This window comes from Salmonella sp. SAL04157 (assembly GCF_046551635.1).
GTDB lineage: Bacteria > Pseudomonadota > Gammaproteobacteria > Enterobacterales > Enterobacteriaceae > Salmonella > Salmonella enterica.
In genome coordinates, this window is the sequence record NZ_JBGDVS010000007.1 from 205,331 (window position 1) to 224,410 (window position 19,080).

The 19,080-nt window shown below is 52.3% G+C and carries 18 protein-coding genes; 8 read left to right on the forward strand and 10 right to left on the reverse strand.

Translation table 11 applies throughout. The features are described 5' to 3' along the window. Positions 1-237 precede the first annotated feature (237 nt). Positions 238-1,713, forward strand: coding sequence for a D-xylose transporter XylE (gene xylE / locus ACLJRE_RS16725; protein WP_001091898.1), 1,476 nt, complete (start codon positions 238-240; stop codon positions 1,711-1,713). 45 nt (positions 1,714-1,758) lie between these two features. On the opposite strand, the gene psiE is transcribed toward xylE, so the two are convergent. From psiE to pgi, 6 genes are all read right to left on the reverse strand, one after another. After that, complete coding sequence (gene psiE / locus ACLJRE_RS16730) at positions 1,759-2,169, reverse strand: phosphate-starvation-inducible protein PsiE (RefSeq protein WP_000982752.1); 411 nt, start codon at positions 2,167-2,169, stop codon at positions 1,759-1,761. 142 nt (positions 2,170-2,311) lie between these two features. Continuing rightward, positions 2,312-4,408 (reverse strand): YjbH domain-containing protein, encoded by a 2,097-nt coding sequence (locus ACLJRE_RS16735; protein ID WP_000750812.1) that lies wholly within the window; start codon positions 4,406-4,408, stop codon positions 2,312-2,314. Further along, a complete protein-coding gene (locus ACLJRE_RS16740; protein ID WP_000977972.1) occupies positions 4,408-5,145 on the reverse strand; it encodes a capsule biosynthesis GfcC family protein in 738 nt (245 codons plus the stop codon). Before ACLJRE_RS16740 ends, ACLJRE_RS16735 begins: the two co-directional genes overlap by 1 nt. After that, positions 5,142-5,780 carry a YjbF family lipoprotein gene (locus tag ACLJRE_RS16745; RefSeq protein ID WP_000824808.1) on the reverse strand — a complete coding sequence of 213 codons (639 nt, stop codon included), beginning with the start codon at positions 5,778-5,780 and terminating at the stop codon, positions 5,142-5,144. The genes ACLJRE_RS16740 and ACLJRE_RS16745 overlap by 4 nt, the downstream gene beginning before the upstream one ends. Positions 5,781-5,843: 63 nt before the next feature. Continuing rightward, positions 5,844-6,086: an exopolysaccharide production protein YjbE gene (yjbE, locus tag ACLJRE_RS16750; RefSeq protein ID WP_001541297.1), complete on the reverse strand. Its 243-nt coding sequence runs from the start codon at positions 6,084-6,086 to the stop codon at positions 5,844-5,846. A 443-nt stretch (positions 6,087-6,529) separates the two neighbouring features. Next, the gene (pgi, locus tag ACLJRE_RS16755; RefSeq protein ID WP_000790032.1) at positions 6,530-8,179 is read right to left on the reverse strand and encodes a glucose-6-phosphate isomerase; all 1,650 of its coding nucleotides are present in this window, start codon (positions 8,177-8,179) and stop codon (positions 6,530-6,532) included. Between the two features lie 387 nt (positions 8,180-8,566). On the opposite strand from pgi, the gene lysC reads away from it, so the two are divergent. The 6 genes from lysC (at position 8,567) to ACLJRE_RS16785 (ending at position 14,853) form a co-directional block, all read left to right on the forward strand. Then, the gene (gene lysC / locus ACLJRE_RS16760) at positions 8,567-9,916 is read left to right on the forward strand and encodes a lysine-sensitive aspartokinase 3 (RefSeq protein WP_000136392.1); all 1,350 of its coding nucleotides are present in this window, start codon (positions 8,567-8,569) and stop codon (positions 9,914-9,916) included. A 376-nt stretch (positions 9,917-10,292) separates the two neighbouring features. Beyond that, positions 10,293-11,882 (forward strand): PTS sugar transporter, encoded by a 1,590-nt coding sequence (locus ACLJRE_RS16765; protein ID WP_000716846.1) that lies wholly within the window; start codon positions 10,293-10,295, stop codon positions 11,880-11,882. Positions 11,883-11,905: 23 nt separating this feature from the next. Continuing rightward, a complete protein-coding gene (locus ACLJRE_RS16770; RefSeq protein WP_000472329.1) occupies positions 11,906-12,745 on the forward strand; it encodes a hypothetical protein in 840 nt (279 codons plus the stop codon). A 16-nt stretch (positions 12,746-12,761) separates the two neighbouring features. Continuing rightward, positions 12,762-13,625, forward strand: a complete 864-nt coding sequence (locus tag ACLJRE_RS16775) for a Cof-type HAD-IIB family hydrolase (protein ID WP_000924644.1) — start codon at positions 12,762-12,764, stop codon at positions 13,623-13,625. Continuing rightward, a complete protein-coding gene (locus ACLJRE_RS16780) occupies positions 13,612-14,370 on the forward strand; it encodes a DeoR/GlpR family DNA-binding transcription regulator (protein ID WP_001068171.1) in 759 nt (252 codons plus the stop codon). The genes ACLJRE_RS16775 and ACLJRE_RS16780 overlap by 14 nt, the downstream gene beginning before the upstream one ends. A gap of 210 nt (positions 14,371-14,580) precedes the next feature. Beyond that, positions 14,581-14,853 (forward strand): DUF3811 domain-containing protein, encoded by a 273-nt coding sequence (locus ACLJRE_RS16785; RefSeq protein WP_001207628.1) that lies wholly within the window; start codon positions 14,581-14,583, stop codon positions 14,851-14,853. Here the strand turns inward: ACLJRE_RS16785 and rluF are convergent. From rluF to ACLJRE_RS16800, 3 genes are read right to left on the reverse strand one after another with little or no spacing between them, the layout of a single operon-like run. After that, on the reverse strand, positions 14,850-15,719 hold the full coding sequence (gene rluF / locus ACLJRE_RS16790) for a 23S rRNA pseudouridine(2604) synthase RluF (RefSeq protein ID WP_023212856.1): 870 nt from the start codon (positions 15,717-15,719) through the stop codon (positions 14,850-14,852). The genes ACLJRE_RS16785 and rluF overlap by 4 nt on opposite strands. 46 nt (positions 15,720-15,765) lie before the next feature. Continuing rightward, positions 15,766-16,305, reverse strand: coding sequence for a DUF2058 domain-containing protein (locus ACLJRE_RS16795; protein ID WP_001096724.1), 540 nt, complete (start codon positions 16,303-16,305; stop codon positions 15,766-15,768). A gap of 34 nt (positions 16,306-16,339) precedes the next feature. Beyond that, a complete protein-coding gene (locus tag ACLJRE_RS16800) occupies positions 16,340-16,441 on the reverse strand; it encodes a hypothetical protein (RefSeq protein ID WP_031603453.1) in 102 nt (33 codons plus the stop codon). A 71-nt stretch (positions 16,442-16,512) separates the two neighbouring features. Here ACLJRE_RS16800 and pepE point away from each other — a divergent pair, with 71 nt between their 5' ends. Further along, on the forward strand, positions 16,513-17,202 hold the full coding sequence (pepE, locus tag ACLJRE_RS16805) for a dipeptidase PepE (protein WP_000421776.1): 690 nt from the start codon (positions 16,513-16,515) through the stop codon (positions 17,200-17,202). A 74-nt stretch (positions 17,203-17,276) separates the two neighbouring features. Here the strand turns inward: pepE and ACLJRE_RS16810 are convergent, their stop codons facing one another. Next, complete coding sequence (locus tag ACLJRE_RS16810) at positions 17,277-18,908, reverse strand: Na/Pi cotransporter family protein (protein WP_000956811.1); 1,632 nt, start codon at positions 18,906-18,908, stop codon at positions 17,277-17,279. Positions 18,909-19,080 lie beyond the last annotated feature (172 nt).

A 19,080-nucleotide genomic window follows, 5' to 3' on the forward strand; every position in this document is an offset into this window, starting at 1 on the left:
GCTCTTCGGAGCGCTTTTTTTATGTTATTTTGCATTGCTGTTACGATTATTTTCTTTCGTGGCCCCCATCACTGCAATTATATTTACCGTCTGAAAACAGACAAATTAAACAGAATTAAGATCACAGAAAAGACAAAACATAATTGCAATGTAAAAAATGATAATTGTTTTCCCTGCCTGTTAAATTCACCATCACGACACTGATCAAAAGAGCTGTATCCTCTAAGGCAGGTCTGAATGAACACCCACTATAATTCCCGCTATATTTTTTCCATTACCTTAGTCGCAACATTAGGAGGGTTATTATTCGGCTATGACACTGCCGTCATATCCGGAACGGTAGAATCCTTAAATACCGTGTTTGTCGCTCCGCAACATTTAAGTGAATCCGCCGCCAACTCGCTATTGGGCTTCTGCGTCGCCAGTGCGTTGATTGGCTGCATCATCGGCGGTGCGCTGGGCGGTTATTGCAGTAACCGCTTTGGTCGTCGGGACTCGCTGAAAATCGCCGCTCTGCTGTTCTTTATTTCCGGTATTGGCTCCGCATGGCCAGAATTAGGATTTACCACGATTAACCCAGATAATGCCGTACCTGTTTATTTGGCCGGATATGTCCCCGAATTTGTTATTTATCGCATCATTGGTGGTATTGGCGTTGGTTTAGCCTCAATGCTCTCACCGATGTATATTGCTGAACTGGCTCCAGCGCATATTCGTGGGAAACTGGTTTCCTTTAACCAGTTCGCCATTATTTTTGGTCAACTGTTGGTGTATTGCGTTAACTATTTCATTGCCCGCTCTGGTGACGCTAACTGGCTGAATACCGATGGCTGGCGATATATGTTTGCTTCAGAAAGTATTCCCGCCCTGCTGTTTTTACTGCTGCTGTATACCGTACCGGAAAGCCCGCGCTGGCTGATGGCACGTGGCAAACACGAACAGGCGGAGGGCATTCTGCGCAAAATTATGGGTAGCAGCCTCACTACCCAGGCCATGCAGGAGATCAACCAGTCTCTGGAGCATGGTCGTAAAACCGGCGGACGCCTGTTGATGTTTGGCGTGGGCGTGATAGTCATTGGCGTGATGCTGTCCGTCTTCCAGCAGTTTGTCGGCATTAACGTCGTGCTCTACTACGCGCCGGAAGTGTTTAAAACGTTAGGGGCCAGCACCGACGTGGCGCTCTTGCAGACCATTATTGTCGGCGTAATCAACCTGAGCTTCACCGTGCTGGCCATCATGACGGTAGATAAATTTGGTCGCAAACCGCTGCAAATTATTGGCGCATTGGGTATGGCTCTTGGGATGTTCAGCCTTGGCACCGCGTTTTACACCCAGGCTTCCGGGCTGATAGCGCTGCTGTCGATGCTGTTTTACGTCGCCGCATTTGCCATGTCCTGGGGACCGGTTTGTTGGGTGCTGCTGGCAGAAATCTTCCCGAACGCGATTCGTGGCAAAGCGCTCGCCATTGCCGTCGCCGCGCAGTGGCTGGCGAACTACTTCGTCTCCTGGACCTTCCCGATGATGGACAAAAATTCGTGGCTGGTTTCCCATTTCCACAACGGTTTCTCCTACTGGATTTACGGTTGTATGGGTATTCTGGCGGCGCTGTTTATGTGGAAGTTCGTGCCGGAAACCAAAGGCAAAACGCTGGAAGAACTTGAGAAGTTATGGACGCCAGCAGAAGAGAAAACGCCGAAAGCCGCCATACAATAAGCTGATTTATCGCCACGCCGTACGTCCGTTACGGTGTGGCGACGCCTATTCTCGCCGTAGTCGGTTCGAATTACATAACCACAACGTGATAACCAACAGGAGGATCGCCGCCGAATAGAGTAATACATCCATTGGCGTTTTATGATCGACAATGATCAGGCGCACAATCGCCGTGATCCCAATGTACACGAAATAGCGCAGCGGAAAGTGAAGGCCAGACTTAAAGTACTTCACAATCAGCGCAATAAATTCGAAATAAAGAAAGTAGATCACCAGCCCTTCCACCAGTTCATATTTGCTGGCTTGCTCAGGCACGAATAATGCATCCGCCAGATGCACCGTCTCTTTACCGAGAAAAACGACCAGGATCAGACCGAGGGTAAGCAGCCCCAAATTTAGTACGTTTTGTAAAATCGTGGCGATAAACTCAAGACGTGAGCGCGATAATGGCATCATAACAGCCCCCTCTTTCTCTGCGGCGAGGTTTCTGTATAACGCACAAATGTGACGAGCATCTATATTTTTTATTTATGTTTATATTTTGTTCAATAAGATAATTTGCCGGATAGCGCTTTGAACGCCTTATCCGGCCTGAGTATTAACGGAAATTTACGCTCCTGTCACTGGTCATATCATACAGGCCAAACTTACGCCCAAGCTGTTGACCACCGTCACGCGTCAGCGGCGTCCAGCCAATTGCCGCACGACTTCGGGTTGGGCCGGACGAGAAGAGATCCAGCGGCACGGAAACATATACGCCTTTGGTAAAATCCCCTTCCCCATATTCATCCGGCGACGCATCGGTAATCGTCGCGTAACCGCCGACAACGACGCCGCTATCGAAGCGTTTGGCGATCTCCAGCGTACCGCCTTTATCGCCCGCCAGATACTGACCAACGCTGGCTTTCACCAGCACATCCTGGGCGAACGACGGCGTCCAGTATGCGGTCAAATGTCCGGTCTTCACGCTGTAATCGGTAAACTTCATCATATCCTGCGCGCTACGCCAGTCACGCTGTTTCACGTAGTTGGCATCCAGACCAAACGCCCAATTGCTGTCTATCGGGCGATACAGGACTTCCGCCCCGGCACCGCCAAACATGGTCTCCAGATAACCACCGTAGACCTGCCCATAGAAACCATTGCCAAAATACTGGAAGTAGTTGGCCTGTAGGTTATTCACATAAACATCATTCTGCACATACTCACGGACATGCGTACGCACCCGCGGCAGATGTGAATCCTTCGGCGGATTGGTGTAGTTAAATTTGTCGTAGTTGTTGGCGATATTGGCAAACACGCTGCCCGTGGTGAGCAGATGATCCGTGACCCACAGATCCGCAGTTCCCATTACGCCCAACTGATACATATAGAAGTTTTCCGGGCCGCCTACCGACTGATTCAGCACGGGATCAAGATGAAAATCAATGCGCGACTTGTCGATATACCAGCCCTGTTCAGTACTCTCTGGCACGATCGGCTCTACGCGTTTTTGCGCCAGCGGGGTTTCATGTCCCAGCGGTTCGCCTTCCAGATGGCGTTTCAGGCTGGCGACATCGGTTTCAGTGGTGACCTGCGGCAGATTAAGGCGGTTTTCCGTCACGCGGATCGTGCGGATCCCCTCCGGCAGATCGTTCATGACGATCCGGTTAGCGCGCACGATCCCTTCACGGGAGTCGCGGTACTTCACCTGTTCACCGGTAACGTACAGCGTATCGCCTTTGACCTGGATTTTCGGGTCCGCCAGACCAGCATTATATTTCAATAACGTTAATTGATTAGCCACTACCGAATGTTGCAGGATGGCATCCTGCGGCTGTGGTCGGTATTGCGGGCGTGAATTGTCATGATACGCGGGACGTAAATCGTTGAAATTGGTGCGCAGCGTAACACCAAACATAAAGGTGTTGCCGCGCTCGTAGCTGAGGTTAACGTCGGCCCAATCGGTGACGCGGTAAATGGCGCCGACGTTAAACTTGCTCTTCTGTTCCAGTTTACCCGCAAAATCCTGCTGATAGTTATTGCCTTCATACTCCAGCTTCAGGCGTAGCGGTTGCCACGGGGTCTGGTATTCCACGCCGCCAAACAGCGAGGCCGGGCCGTGAAACATATCGCTACCGTCGACGGAACCTGCCTCTTTATAACGGTTATCACGTGAACAGAATTTATCACTATACGAACAGAAAGGATTAGACACATTGCCGCTGGTGCCAAGATAGCCCCAGCCGAGACCTAATGAAAAATCAAACGGCCCCCAGGCCTTACTCGCTACAATATATTCCGCATCAAACAGCCCCGTCCCGCCGATATCGCGCGCGCCAACCGCCACCTGCGGCATCCAGTAACTCTCTTCCCACAACCGCAGTTTCACATCAAACGCTTTATCTTTGTAAGTCTGGTCGCCGGAGAATGATTCCACGCTGCTGTACTTTTTCGTACGGACATCGGTATAGCGCAACGTGGTTTCCAGCCACGGGAAAAGCTGAACCGAAGCCGAGTAGTAGCGGTACTGATCGTTATCACGATAGTTCAGGCTCATCTCCCCTTCACGCGCCATACGCGCTGTCGGCGTTTGCAGCAGGCCCACGCCGCCAAAGTCAGATTGTGAAGGCCCAATAGGGGTTGGATATGTTTCGGCATGGCAGGCCGCGCTAATACCCAGCGCCAGCACGCTGAGCAGATGTGTTTTTTTCATTATTCCGGTATCCGCTGCGTCAGGGTATGAAGAATGTCGGCATTTATCGCCTCCGGCGTGCCGCGCCAAAGGGAATCGGCAAAACCGACAAAAATAATACTGCCGGGCATTGGCTCGATATGACGTTTATTCCAGTAAGCCACCGGCGCTTTTTGGCTGCGTCCATCAGGGTAAACCACCCAGGCATAGCTACGATCCGCGCCGCTGAGTAAGCGCTGACCCTCGAGATAACTGGCGACGTCCCGCCCAGGGACGAACGGCTGGCTGCCCGGCTGGCTAATCAAGCCAAAGAGCGTCACCTGCGTGGGTTGCGGCCCGACCCAGAGCGTGTAGTGACCTTGCAGCGGCGGGTTACCTCGTTCGCTCACCCGCACCACGTCAGGATCAAGATTCACGAATTGTCTGCCCGTCACCTTCAGCGCCTGAATCTGTCGGCGCAGTGTGTTTATCGCCGCCGCCGCATCACCGTCTTCCTCAGCGCTGAGCGCCGCCAGTCGCCCGAGAAGTTCCTGTTGCTGCTGACGCGCCGTCACGGTCGCCTGTTCTTCGCCTATCACCGCCGCAGGCCACCAGCTCGTTGCCAGGCGCGGCTGTCCGACTAAATCGAGCAGACGCTCAGCGTCTGTCAGCGTTTTAGGCTCGCTATTACCTTGGGTAAAAACGGTAACAGTGCCGCTGGCAAAGGCGGATGACGCGACAAAGGCCAGCGCCAGCGCGCTTATCGTCCTTTTCATCATGATTTTGCCGCCTTAATCAGCGTGGTTTTCACCGGAAAGTAATTCGCGCCCAAATACTGTTCCGTCTGGCGAATTTGGCCTTCGTTATCAACCCAGTAGCGATTACGCCAACGCGTTTGATCGGTCGTCACTTCTTCATCCAGCACCCGCACGGCGGTCTCTTCACTGCCGACGCTAACGCTATCGGTCCCTCGCCATGTAAAAACGGAACGGGCGGTGGCGTAACGCACCTGGCGATGTTCGGTCCAGCCCAGGGTGCGAGTCCAGGTCGCGCCATCGATAATCTGTCCTGGTTTCGCCAGCGGGTCGGCCGCCAGATTATTCACATCGATCAGGTTGTCGCCGCTGAGCAGCGTTTTGACCAGACGGCCATGCTGCGTCACGATCGTCGCGCCATCCTGCGTCACCCATTTCTGCTGCCCGTTTTCCGAGAAAGCGAGCACCACAAACAGTTGAGGACCGCCGTTAAGCTGCATGTACTGGCTGGCATAAGGCATGTTTTGAATATCGTCATCCGTTAGCTGTACGCCTGGCGTACCGAACAAACTGTCCCACAGTGAATCGCCCAAGCCTTTAGTGGTGGCCGAACACGCCTGTAATAGCAGGCAAATCAGGATAAGTGCGAGTCGCTTCACGACGCTTCTCCAGAGGGGCAAAATAACCACACCGGAGTGTGGTTATGGTTAAACGTACCGATACTACTGGGTACTGGTGGTCGTGGTGGTCGTGGTTCCGGTATTGGAACCATCGCCGCCGCCGGTTGCCGCTAACGCGACGCCCACCGCCGAACTTACGGTGCTAACGCTGGTGGCGGAGGAACTTCCCGCCGATACCGACGTCGCTGCCGACCCTGCCGCTTCACCCACCTGAACGGGGGCTGCCGAGACAGATGTCGCCGCAAGCGCGGTTATGGCAAAAATGCCATACAGTACTTTTTTCATCATAATTTCCCTTCATTGAATGAATGGAGATTTACCCAAAAGAATTTCGGGCGCTACCGAGTATACACAACCAAAGCAGGCGGATTATGTCCGGGAGAAATAACAGCGAGGTTTTAGGATAATTAAACTTTAAAGAAGTAACGCCTACATTGTTTAATTAACAAACAAATAAAATCAATAAGTTAAAATTAAAATAAAAGACATCGGCATCCGTATAATCTGAAAGTAACGCAGAGTGATTTTCTGGTTATTGCTTATTTTAGGATTAAGCTCAATATAAAATTGTGGGGATAAAGACGGACAAGCGGAATTATCTTATAAAAAAAGCCGATGTGAATATCGGCTTTTTTATTATCTTATTCTCTTTTTGCTGGATGGCGGGGAAACGCCTTATCCGGCCTACAGACGCTATGCATTACGTAGACCGGATAAGCGCAGCGCCATCAGGCGCGCCAGGCTTTATAACGGTTAATCAGACCGTTGGTAGAGCTATCATGGGACGAAATAGCTTTATCATCGCCCAGCTCCGGCAGAATACGGTTAGCCAACTGTTTACCCAACTCAACGCCCCACTGGTCGAAAGTAAAGATGTTCAGGATGGCGCCCTGCGTAAAGATTTTATGCTCATACAGCGCAATCAGCGCGCCCAGGCTGAATGGCGTAATTTCGCGCAGCAGGATAGAGTTGGTCGGGCGGTTGCCTTCAAACACTTTGAATGGCACAACGTGTTCAAGCTGCGCCGGATCTTTACCCTGATCGCGATATTCCTGCTCAACCACCTCGCGGGATTTACCAAACGCCAGCGCTTCGGTCTGCGCGAAGAAGTTAGACAGCAGCTTCTGATGATGATCGGATAGCGGGTTATGGGTGATAGCCGGGGCGATAAAATCACACGGCACCATTTTAGTACCCTGGTGAATCAATTGATAAAACGCGTGCTGACCGTTGGTGCCTGGTTCGCCCCAGATAATTGGGCCTGTCTGGTAATCCACGGCGTTGCCGTTACGGTCAACGTATTTACCGTTGGATTCCATGTTGCCCTGCTGGAAGTAGGCGGCGAAACGGTGCATATACTGGTCGTACGGCAGAATGGCTTCGGTTTCCGCGCCGAAGAAATTGTTGTACCAGATGCCAATCAACGCCAGCAGAATGGGTAGGTTTTTCTCCGCCGGAGTGGTGGAGAAATGCTTGTCCATCGCGTGCGCGCCGGAAAGCAGCTCGACAAAGTTGTCGAAACCGACGGACAGAATAATGGACAGCCCGATGGCAGACCACAGCGAGTAACGACCGCCGACCCAGTCCCAGAACTCGAACATATTGGCCGTGTCGATACCAAATTCGCCGACCGCTTTGGCGTTAGTGGAGAGCGCAGCAAAGTGTTTCGCCACGTGTTTTTCATCGCCTGCACTTTTCAGGAACCAGTCGCGCGCGCTGTGGGCGTTGGTCATGGTTTCCTGCGTGGTGAAGGTTTTCGACGCCACCAGGAACAGCGTGGTTTCCGGGTTCACTTTTTTCAGCACTTCAGCGATGTGGGTACCATCAACGTTAGAGACGAAGTGCATAGTCAGATGATTTTTATACGGACGCAGCGCTTCCGTCACCATGAACGGGCCGAGGTCGGAACCGCCGATACCGATGTTCACCACGTCGGTGATGGCCTTACCGGTGTAGCCTTTCCACTGACCGGAGATAATCGCTTGCGAGAAAGTTTTCATTTTCTCAAGCACGGCGTTCACTTCCGGCATCACATCTTTGCCGTCCACGATGATCGGCGTATTGCTACGGTTACGCAGCGCCACGTGCAGCACGGCGCGGTCTTCGGTGCGGTTGATCTTCTCGCCGGAGAACATGGATTTAATCGCGCCGGCCAGATCGGTCTCTTTCGCCAGATCCTGTAATTTTGCCAGCGTCTCTTCGGTGATGCGGTTTTTGGAGAAGTCCACCAGCATCAGATCGTCAAACGTCGCGGAAAATTTAGCGAAACGGTCGCTATCGTTCGCGAAAAGCTCAGCGATCGTAACGTCTTTCATTTCATCGTAGTGTTTCTGGAGCGCCTGCCAGGCAGAAGTCTGCGTTGGATTGATGTTTTTCATTAGCAATACTCTTCTGATTTGAGAATTGTGACTGGGATCGATTGTAACGCCAGTCACAGAAAAGTGTGATTGTTTTAGTGCCGTTGCCCCAGGCACTGTCGAATGAGGATAAAAAGTATATACCCTAAATAATTCGAGGTGCAGAAAGGCAGCAAGTGGGTGAGTCGCCGGGCGCATAGATAAGCCAACATACTACAAACGGGTATCGGGGTTATAAGCGCTGTTACTGAGCCTAAACTCAGCATAAAAAATCCGCATAATCCCAACGTTGACAGTCCAGGCCACAACTTTTATTTATAAATACGTTACTTGCATTTGCGCCTGCACCGGTTTCTGTTCTGCCCTTGTGCCATGGTCGCGTTTTTCATTTCCTGACACGAGGTTGATATGACAGAGATCGTTGTTTCCAAATTTGGCGGTACCAGCGTCGCTGATTTTGACGCCATGAACCGTAGCGCGGATATCGTACTTTCCGACGCCAATGTTCGTTTAGTCGTGCTTTCCGCGTCTGCCGGCATCACTAATCTGCTGGTGGCGCTGGCCGAAGGGATGGAGCCTGGCGAACGTTTCGCTACGCTCGACGCCATCCGTAAAATCCAGTTCGATATCCTTGATCGTCTGCGTCATCCGAATGTCATTCGCGAAGAGATTGAACGCCTGCTGGAAAACATCACTATTCTGGCGGAGGCGGCATCGCTGGCGACATCGGCAGCCCTGACCGATGAACTGGTCAGCCACGGCGAGCTGATGTCTACCCTGCTATTTGTTGAGATCCTGCGTGAACGCGACGTACAGGCCCACTGGTTCGACGTGCGCAAAGTGATGCGTACCAGCGATCGCTTTGGTCGTGCGGAACCGGACGTCGCAGCGCTTGCGGAACTGGCCGCGCAGCAGTTGCTCCCGCGCCTGAACGAAACTTTGGTCATTACTCAGGGCTTTATCGGCAGTGAAAGCAAAGGCCGCACCACGACGTTAGGCCGCGGCGGCAGCGACTATACGGCAGCGTTGCTGGCTGAAGCGCTCCACGCCGCGCGGGTTGATATCTGGACAGATGTGCCCGGTATTTACACCACCGACCCGCGCGTGGTGCCCGTCGCGCAGCGAATTGATGAAATCGACTTTGAAGAAGCGGCGGAGATGGCAACCTTCGGCGCAAAAGTACTGCATCCAGCCACCTTACTCCCGGCCGTGCGCAGCGATATCCCGGTCTTCGTTGGCTCCAGTAAAGATCCGCAAGCGGGCGGTACGCTGGTGTGCAATAAAACCCAAAACCCGCCGCTGTTCCGCGCGCTGGCGCTGCGCCGCAATCAAACGCTATTGACGCTGCACAGCCTGAATATGCTGCACTCGCGAGGTTTCCTGGCTGAGGTGTTCGGCATTCTGGCGCGGCATAATATTTCGGTAGATCTGATTACCACTTCGGAGGTGAGCGTCGCGCTGACGCTGGATACTACCGGCTCCACCTCCACGGGCGATACGTTACTGACCCAATCCTTATTGATGGAGCTTTCCGCGCTGTGTCGGGTAGAAGTCGAAGAAGGACTGGCGCTGGTCGCGCTGATTGGCAACAACCTGTCAAAAGCCTGCGGCGTTGGTAAAGAAGTGTTTGGCGTCCTGGAACCGTTCAACATTCGCATGATTTGTTACGGCGCCTCCAGCCACAATCTGTGCTTCCTCGTGCCGGGAGACGATGCCGAGAAAGTGGTGCAAAAGCTACATCAGAACTTATTTGAATAATCGCCCTGACACGACAGCGGGTGAGCGCTATCAGGCAATACGCTGCCGGATGACGACGCAGGCACGTCATCCGGCGGTTCCCGCGCCAGGCGCTGCCGGCGGAATACTGCTCAGGAATCCGCAACACCCTACTCGTCCCACCAACATGGGCAACTTTCCCCTATTTATGCACTCCCCATTTTGAACCTCGTCACAAAACCACACAAAACAACACAAAGCAAAAACATAAATTAATCATTATATTTTAATGAGTTACATTTAAAAATTGATATCTTTTGGTATAACCCCACTTTTTCATTGTTGCTTTATTTTGTTTTGGTTGGAATTATGATTGCACTACAACACAGATAACCCCCTTACCCTATTTGAGGCCGCTATGAAAAAAATTGCGATTATTGGAAGCAGTGGAGGCAACCTCTACAACCTGGGTGGCGCCGAGCCAGAGAAGTTACTCCAGGAGATTTATCAGCAGTGTGAGGCTGCGGGCGTGAATGTGGCCGCCGTACAGTTTATCGCGGCAGAAGCCTCGATGGACGTCGCCAAACCCGATACCCCGGCATCGGTTTATGCATTAACCACAGAAAACCAACAAAAACCACAGCGCATATTTCAGGGCAAACTTTCGGAGGTAAACACCTCGGTAGTAGAAAGCGATCGCCAAATCGCTGAGATGATCCGCTGCGGTGAGATCGATGGGATCGTGGTAATGAGCGCCGATCCGGTAAAGGCGAACCAGGCCGTTTTTGCCGCCGCCGTTGAGATGAAAACACCGATTGTCGGCACCGGGGGAACCTCCATGGCGCTGGTGGCGGCAAAGGGGGCGAATGTGGTCGCGACCTCCGGAACAACCGGCACCACCAGCCGTACCCGCGCCGTCTCCTTCGTGGCGTCACTGTGTAAACATTGGGGTATCAAGTACAAACCACAGTTGGGTAGCGCTTCGCCCTCGCAGAGCGGTTCCGGAAAAAGCCTGCTCAAACGTTTTAACATTCGTAGCATCATGATCCCTGCGCTACCAGGCTTTATCGCCATGGCGATTGTACTCGCCCTGAGCCACATACCAGGACTGGAAAAACTTAACGATATCTTTGAAATCTTACTAAAAGGTCTGCCGGTGTTAGTCGCGGTACTGGCGGCAAAACAGATTTCCGAACTGGATGAAGTTTCAATTGTGGCCGGGGTCGTCGCTGGCGTGCTTTCCGTAGAGGGCGGTCTTATCGGCGGCATTATCGGCGGTGTAATGGCGGGGATTTTCGTCCGTTGGCTGTTCGAGCTGTGCCTGAACTGGCGCTTCCCAATGACTACCGTCAACATCGTCGCCGGTGGGATATCGGGCCTTGCCGCTGGGTTAATCATGCACTATCTGCTGAGTCCGCTGGCGCTATCTGCGGGTAATTACATCAAACTGGCTATCGAAAGCACGCTGGCATTCAGCCCAATTCTTGCCGGGCTGCTGGCTGGTCTGGTTATCTGGCCTGCCATTCTCGGCGGCGTCTATCACGCGGTGATCCTGCCGTTGGTACTGCTGGAGATGGAAAAATCCGGCGTCAGCTTCCTCGGCGCGGTCGATATGGTCGGTCTGGTGATGGTGGCCGCAGGTATTAACCTTGCCAATGTGATCGCCCCGCGTGAAAAAAGCGAAGCTGCCGTTGCTACGCCGGGCCTGCTCATTAACCTGGGCTTTGGCACCTTTGTTGAATCCGCCTATCCCTTCATGTTCGCCAACAAAATTGTTTTTGGCTCCGCCATTTTTTGGGCCGGAATGGGCGGCATGATGCTGGGCTTTTTTAACGTCAAAGGGGTGGCCTATGTTCCGGCTTTCGCCTCACCGTTCTTATCCAACAATGCGCTCCAGATGGCCATCGTAATGATTGCCACAATGGCGATGACCTGCCTTACCACCATTATTGCTAACCGTTTCAAACCTGTCGTACAGAGCGAATCAACAACGACAGCCGTTAATTAATGCACCAACACCAGAGGTACACCATGTTTAAAGGCGATATGAATAAAAAACGCGCCAAAGCGTTACAGAAAGTGAAAGAAGCCATCACACTTCACGGCGGGCAAACCATCCTCAGCACAGGAATAACCGGCGACGATGCGCGCCTGGCGAAAGCCGTGTGTGAGGCTGGCGTTAAGCTACTGGAGCCGAACCACCCTGCGTTGGCGCTGGCGCGTGGACACAAAGGCGTGAACAACATGCACGCGGCGGAGCAGATTCGTCACGAAATCACCAATAGCCAGATGGCTGAGGCCGTACACGGTGTGCGTAATGTGGTCCCGGACGATATTTTTATCACCGTTGGTATCGCCGGCGGTTTTACCGAAACCTTACCGGTGCCGCTCAGCGAAACGGAAATTCTGGAGATTGCCCGCGCTGGGGCCGACGGTTTACATACGCATAAATCCGACTGGGACGATCTGCAGGACATCGTTAATCTCGCCCATCAGTATGGTCTGACTGTCGATGCCTACATTGGCCATCCTGACGATCTGCATACTTTCGGTATTCCTGCACGCACGCCGGAAGAGGTCGCCAGCGTGGCGAAGCGAATGCAGGATATCGGCGTGGATATGATTGGTCTGATGACAGGCATGAGCTATGAAGGCGTAGCGGCAGGCGATATCCCGCAGATGATTAAAGATCGCCTGCGGGCGTTGGTCGGCGCGGTGGATGTTCCGACGCTGGCGGAAGGCGGGATTAACCTCGCCAACGCGAAAGCGTTTAAAGATACCGGGGTCAATATTCTGGTGGTCGGTACGGCTATCGACAACATGGTGTGCAACGCCGCCAAAGAAGCCGTTACGCCGTTTATTGTTCATTGATATCAGGGAACGAGAGATGTTGTTGATCACCGATCTGGATGGAACATTACTCACCTCGCAGAAAACAATCAGCCCGCGCACGCGTCAGGCGCTGATTGCGTTCCGCCAGGACGGTGGTCTGCTGGCGGCATGTTCCGCCAGACCGGTCTCCTCAATGGTACGCCTGCTACGCCAGCAACAGGTTGATACGTTGTTTAGCTGGTGCGCCGGTTTTAACTGCGGACGCCTGCTGGAGATGGCGGGGCCGCGCATTATTCATGCTGCCCCGCTGACCGCCACAGATCTATGGAATATTGACCAACATATTTCTCTTTCCCGCTATCACCACCACTTTTTTAGCGCCGAAGCAATTCACCATCGTGACGATAGACTAATTGCACCCTGGACAACATATGAAGCCCGCTTATTTGAGTTACCGCTTATAACTGAAACTGCAGAAAATATCTTTAATCGTCGCAATATATATAAAATTACACTTGTTGCCGCATCTTCGGAGATAGATACTCTGTGTACAGAAGTGAATAATCACCTGCCTTGTGGATATTATGCGGTTGTCACGGGAGAAAATTATATTGATATTCAAAGATCCGATGTAAATAAAGGGTGCATAATAGAACAATTAATTCATTATTTAAATATATCTTCTGACAAGGTGGTCGCGATTGGCGATCAGCAGAATGATGTCAGCATGTTTGCCGCCGCCGGAATCAGCATCGCAATGGGCAACGCGCCGGATGCAGTAAAGCGGCAGGCCGGCTATGTGACTGCCACGAATGATGAGGAGGGTATCGTCCATGCATTGGAGTGGTTGCGTTGCCTGACGCATCCAGTTACCATGCGCCAAAGGTTGACGGCGGCGAAAGATAATGAATCCAATTAAAAGACGAAAACATATTCTTGATGAATTAAACAAATTCGGTGAAGTCACCGTTATTAAATTATCGGAAATGCTCAACGTCACCTCGGAAACCATTCGTCGCGATCTCTCCTTACTGGAGTCTGAAGGCAAAATCACTAAGATTCATGGGGGCGCAGTCAAAAAGCAAGTTGTCCAGGAGGATGCGTTTAGCGCAAGAATAGAGGCGCATCGCGAAGAGAAAATAGCGATTGGCAAACTTGCCGCCGAAATGGTCAGTGAACGGGATACATTGTTTATTGATTCCTGTACAACTAACCTTATTCTGGCCGAGCAATTACCGCCTCTCGCTTTTTCCGTGATTACCAATTCAGCCCTGATTGCCGATAAAATTAAAGAGCATAACCTGCAGGCCCGCGTGTATGTATTAGGCGGCGAATATGATTACCATTTTCGCGCCAACCTCGGCGTCTCGGTTTGTCAGCAGATTAACGCGATTCACGCGGATATCTGTTTTATTGGCGCTGGCGGCATTTCTCCCCAGCATGGCGTGTTGGTGAAGAGCTTTGAAGAAGCCTACGTTGCCAAAGCCATGATTGCGATGAGCAAAAAATCAGTGATTCTTGCCGACCATACCAAATTTGGTCAGGACGGTGTGATGTGCATCGCAAGCGTAAAAGAAATCGATAACATCATCACGGATAAAGGATTTACGTCAACGGGTTATACGCCACAGGATTTCGCCGGAAAGCTGCGGATTGCTGACTGAGCGCTATCCGCCCGTTGCGTATTGCCGTAGACTAAGAGCCTATCCCACCAGGCGTTATTGGCGCAGCCAGTTTGGACACGGACAGCGCGCAAAAACCGGAGCGTACACGTAGTACGTGAGGATTTTGAGCACTGCCCAGGTCTAAAATGGCAAGTAAAATAGCCCTAATGGGATAGGCTCTAAATGCATCGGCTAACTGAGGGCACCCGTATGGCACTCCCCCGCATTACTCAAAAAGAGATGACCGAGCGCGAACAGCGCGAACTGAAAACGTTGCTGGACCGCGCCCGTATTGCGCACGGGCGTCCACTGACCAATTCTGAGACCAACAGCGTAAAAAAGGAGTACATCGATAAGCTGATGGCGCTGCGTGAGGCTGAAGCGAAAAAAGCCCGCCAGTTGAAGAAAAAGCAGGCGTATAAACCCGATACGGAAGCGTCATTCTCCTGGTCGGCGAATACGCCGACGCGCGGCAGACGTTAACGTCCTTTCTTCTTTCGTCCCGGCGAGGTAAAGCGCTTACCGCTTGATGTCGGGCGCGCTTTCTCATTGCTTTTTTCGATCGCAACGACCGGTCGCTTAATACCCGTGGTCTTCGGCTTCGCTTTGGCCTTTGGTTTGGCTTCGGAAGAGGAACGCTCAATCAATTTAAACAGATCGATCAGCTCATCGTCCGTCAGATCGCGCCACTCGCCCAGCGGAATCCCGCTCAGGCTGACGTTCATAATGCGCGTACGCTCCAGTTTCGTCACTTCATAACCAAAGTATTCACACATACGGCGGATCTGACGGTTTAATCCCTGCACCAGGGTGATGCGAAAGACAAACGGCGCCTCTTTTTTCACCTTACATTTTTTGGTGACGGTACCCAGAATCGGCACGCCAGCGCCCATACCGCGAATAAACTCGTCGGTAATCGGTTTATCCACCGTCACCAGATACTCTTTTTCGTGATCGTTACCGACACGTAGAATCTTATTGACCAGATCGCCGTGGTTAGTCAGAAATATCAGCCCCTGCGAGTCTTTATCCAGACGACCAATCGGGAAGATACGTTTGCTGTAGTTCACAAAATCAACAATATTGTCGCGTTCGCCGTCTTCAGTGGTACTGACAATGCCAACCGGTTTATTCAGCGCAATCAGCACTAAATCATCCGCTTCTCGCGGCTCAATCAACCGACCATTTACTTTAACAACATCCCCGGCGACCACCTGATCGCCAATGGCGGCGCGTTTGCCGTTGATAAAGACATTGCCCTGTTCGATAAAACGGTCCGCCTCGCGACGCGAACAGATGCCGCTTTCACTGATATATTTATTAAGCCGGGTAGATGTGTCAGTCAGCATATTTACTCTCTGAGAAATTTTTCTACATAAACGTCGGGAATGTGACTTACCACATCAAATCGTCAGGAACTTTAAAATCGGCATACGGATCATCTTCGTCCTGCTCTTCCTGACTCAGCGCACTGTTTACGACAATACTGTCCGCATCTCGTTGTGCGATTTTATCAGCGACGCTCGCGGGAATAATCGCATATTCACATTCACCGCTGTTATTGATAACCAGACGCGCAATCGCGAGACGCCCATTAATCAGTTGCGTCTGGGTGAGCTTATCCACGTCTATTTTTTTGATGACGTTATTATCGGTGAAGTTAAAACCAATATCGCCTTTAGAGACATTGATTCTATTCATTTCAATAAGTTGCTTAACCTGAGCTTTAAACTCTTTCGCTAAAACCGCTTGTTTTTGCTGTTCACTAAGTTGTTTATCACGCTCAAGTTGCGCCTTTTTATTTTCTTCCACCGCTTCTCTGGCCTCACGAGCCTGAACGCGTGATTTTTTAGCCGTGCGCTGGACTTTGGCCATTTTTTTGCTGGTCACTAATCCCGCTTGTAGCAGTTGCTCTTGTAAGGTCAGTTTTGCCATTTTCGTCTCTAAACGTGTTAAATAATTTTGCGGATTATACCTGTAATTTTTCAGGCGATACCAGATGGCAGATCTGGCCTGGCGTCACTTTTAGCAACCGCGCTTTGCCTGTAACACGCGTAACATCATGAGCCATATCAGTAAGACATTAAATGGATAATGGTAGCATTATTACGTTTTGACATTTCCTGATGAGGTGGAGAAGTAATGGAACTGCTTTTATTAAGTAACTCGACGCTGCCGGGCAAAGCCTGGCTGGAACACGCTCTGCCGCTGATAGCGAATCAATTGAACGGTCGACGCTCAGCCGTGTTTATTCCGTTTGCCGGCGTCACGCAAACATGGGACGAGTACACGGATAAAACCGCAGAGGTACTTGCGCCATTAGGGATAAACGTCACAGGGATTCATCGTGTCGCCGATCCGCTTGCGGCGATTGAGAAAGCGGAAATCATTATTGTCGGCGGCGGAAATACCTTTCAGCTACTGAAAGAATCGCGTGAACGCGGGCTGCTGGCGCCGATGGCGGACAGGGTAAAACGCGGCGCGCTGTATATCGGCTGGAGCGCGGGCGCCAACCTTGCCTGCCCGACTATCCGCACGACCAACGATATGCCGATCGTCGATCCAAACGGTTTCGACGCGCTGGATCTGTTCCCGCTGCAAATTAATCCTCACTTCACTAACGCCTTGCCGGAAGGTCATAAGGGCGAGACCCGCGAGCAGCGTATTCGCGAACTGTTGGTGGTCGCGCCGGAACTGACAGTGATTGGTTTGCCGGAAGGTAACTGGATTCAGGTGAGCAACGGCCAGGCAGTTCTCGGCGGCCCGAATACTACCTGGGTGTTTAAAGCGGGCGAAGAGGCCGTGGCGCTGGAAGCGGGTCATCGCTTTTAATCCCTGGCACATTGAATGCCGAATGGCGGGCCTACGCGCATGTTCTCCGTAGGCCCCGCCATCCGGCATTTCACTTAATACTCGCCCCGTTCCTCGTCCTGATCCGGCTGTTCCAGTACGCTATAGGCGACCGAACAGAACAGTGAGTTAAGACGCTTCATATCGCCCAGCAGCCCTAAATGGAGCGAGCTGGTTTCAATGCTTTGCACGTTCTGCTGGTGCAGGCGGTCGACATGCGCATGTGAGTATCGGCGATTAAGTATACGGAAGCGATGTTTACTGCGGCGCAACCGACGGGCGCTGGTGACATCACCGGAGAAAAAGACCGACATCGCCAGTTGCAGATTACTGAGCAGTTGATCGTAAAGCGCATCCAGCTCTTTCAATCCTTCTTCTGAAAATGCCCGACGCGCCGCCAGCGACTTGTCGGCAATCTCGCTGCCCATTCGCTCGATAATATCCGACGCCTGTTCGAGATTCAGGGCCATCTCAATAATCTCCGCCCACCGGCGGGACTCCTCCGCTGCCAGCTCGTCTTTCGGCATTCGCGCCAGATAAAGCTTAATCGCGGTGTAGAGCACGTTAACGTCATCCGCCAGCTTGCGCAGCGCTTTCTCTTCACGCGGCTCGCCGTGCATGACCTTTTTTAGCCCTTCCATCATCTGTTCCATCGCATCGCCAATGCGCAGCACCTCGCGGGCAGCATTAGCCAGCGCCAGCGTTGGCGTATCCAGCGCGCTGACATCCAGATGTTTCGGCTTCAGATGGGTATCCAGTTCAGGCTCATCACGAATAATTCGTTTACAAAAACGCGCCATCAGCTCGGCAAATGGCACCATCGCCAGGCAGCGCACCAGGTTATAGAAAACGTGGAAATAGATCACCAGCTCTGATTTCGGTAGCGATAGCTCATCCATCAGATTCGCCAGCGGATGGACAAACGGCAGGATGACCAGGCTGCCGATCAATTTGAACAATAGGCTGCCGAGCGCTACGCGACGCGCGGCAGCATTGGCGGCGCTGTTATTGAGCATCGCCAGCAGCCCCGATCCCAGATTGGCGCCGATGACCAGGCACAACGCCACCGGGAACGATATAATCCCCGCCGCCGTCAGGGTCGCCGTCAGCAACACCGCCGCCAGGCTGGAATAACTGATAATAGCGAACATCGCGCCAATCAGCGCATCCAGCATAATGTCACCCGTCAGCGACGCGAAAATGACCTGCACGCCATTAGCTTGAGTGATCGGCGTCACCGCCTGCACAATCAGCTCCAGCGCCAGTAGAATCAGGCCAAGCCCGATACCGACGCGACCCAGCTGCCCGGCGCGGGACTGCTTACGTCCCAAAAAGAAAATCACGCCAATAAAAATCAGCAGCGGCGATAGCCACGACAAATCAAAGGTGAGAATACGCGCCATTAGCGCAGTACCCACATCGGCGCCCAGCACAATCACCAGAGCTGGCGTCAGGGCGACAAGATCCTGGGCGACAAACGACGTTACCAATAAAGTGGTGGCGTTACTGCTTTGTACCAGCGCGGTAACACCGATACCCGCACAAAAGGCGAGCGGTTTCTTTTCCACGCTGCGGCTGAGGACAGTACGTAGACGCGCGCCAAACACGCGCATTACGCCAGTACGAACGATATGTGTTCCCCATACCAACAGCGCAACGGCAGAAAGTAGATGGAGCAAAGTTAACACGGCGTCAGGTTCTCCTTATCGTTATACGTTTTCCTGAAGCTCACTTGCGATAAATTGCCTGATGGCGCACAGCGTTAAGGCCTGCTGGCGTTGCACGCCACCGGGCTTACCATACGTAATACGGTATGCTGGATAAGGCGTTTACGCCGCCATCCGGCAAATTCAGCGTAGA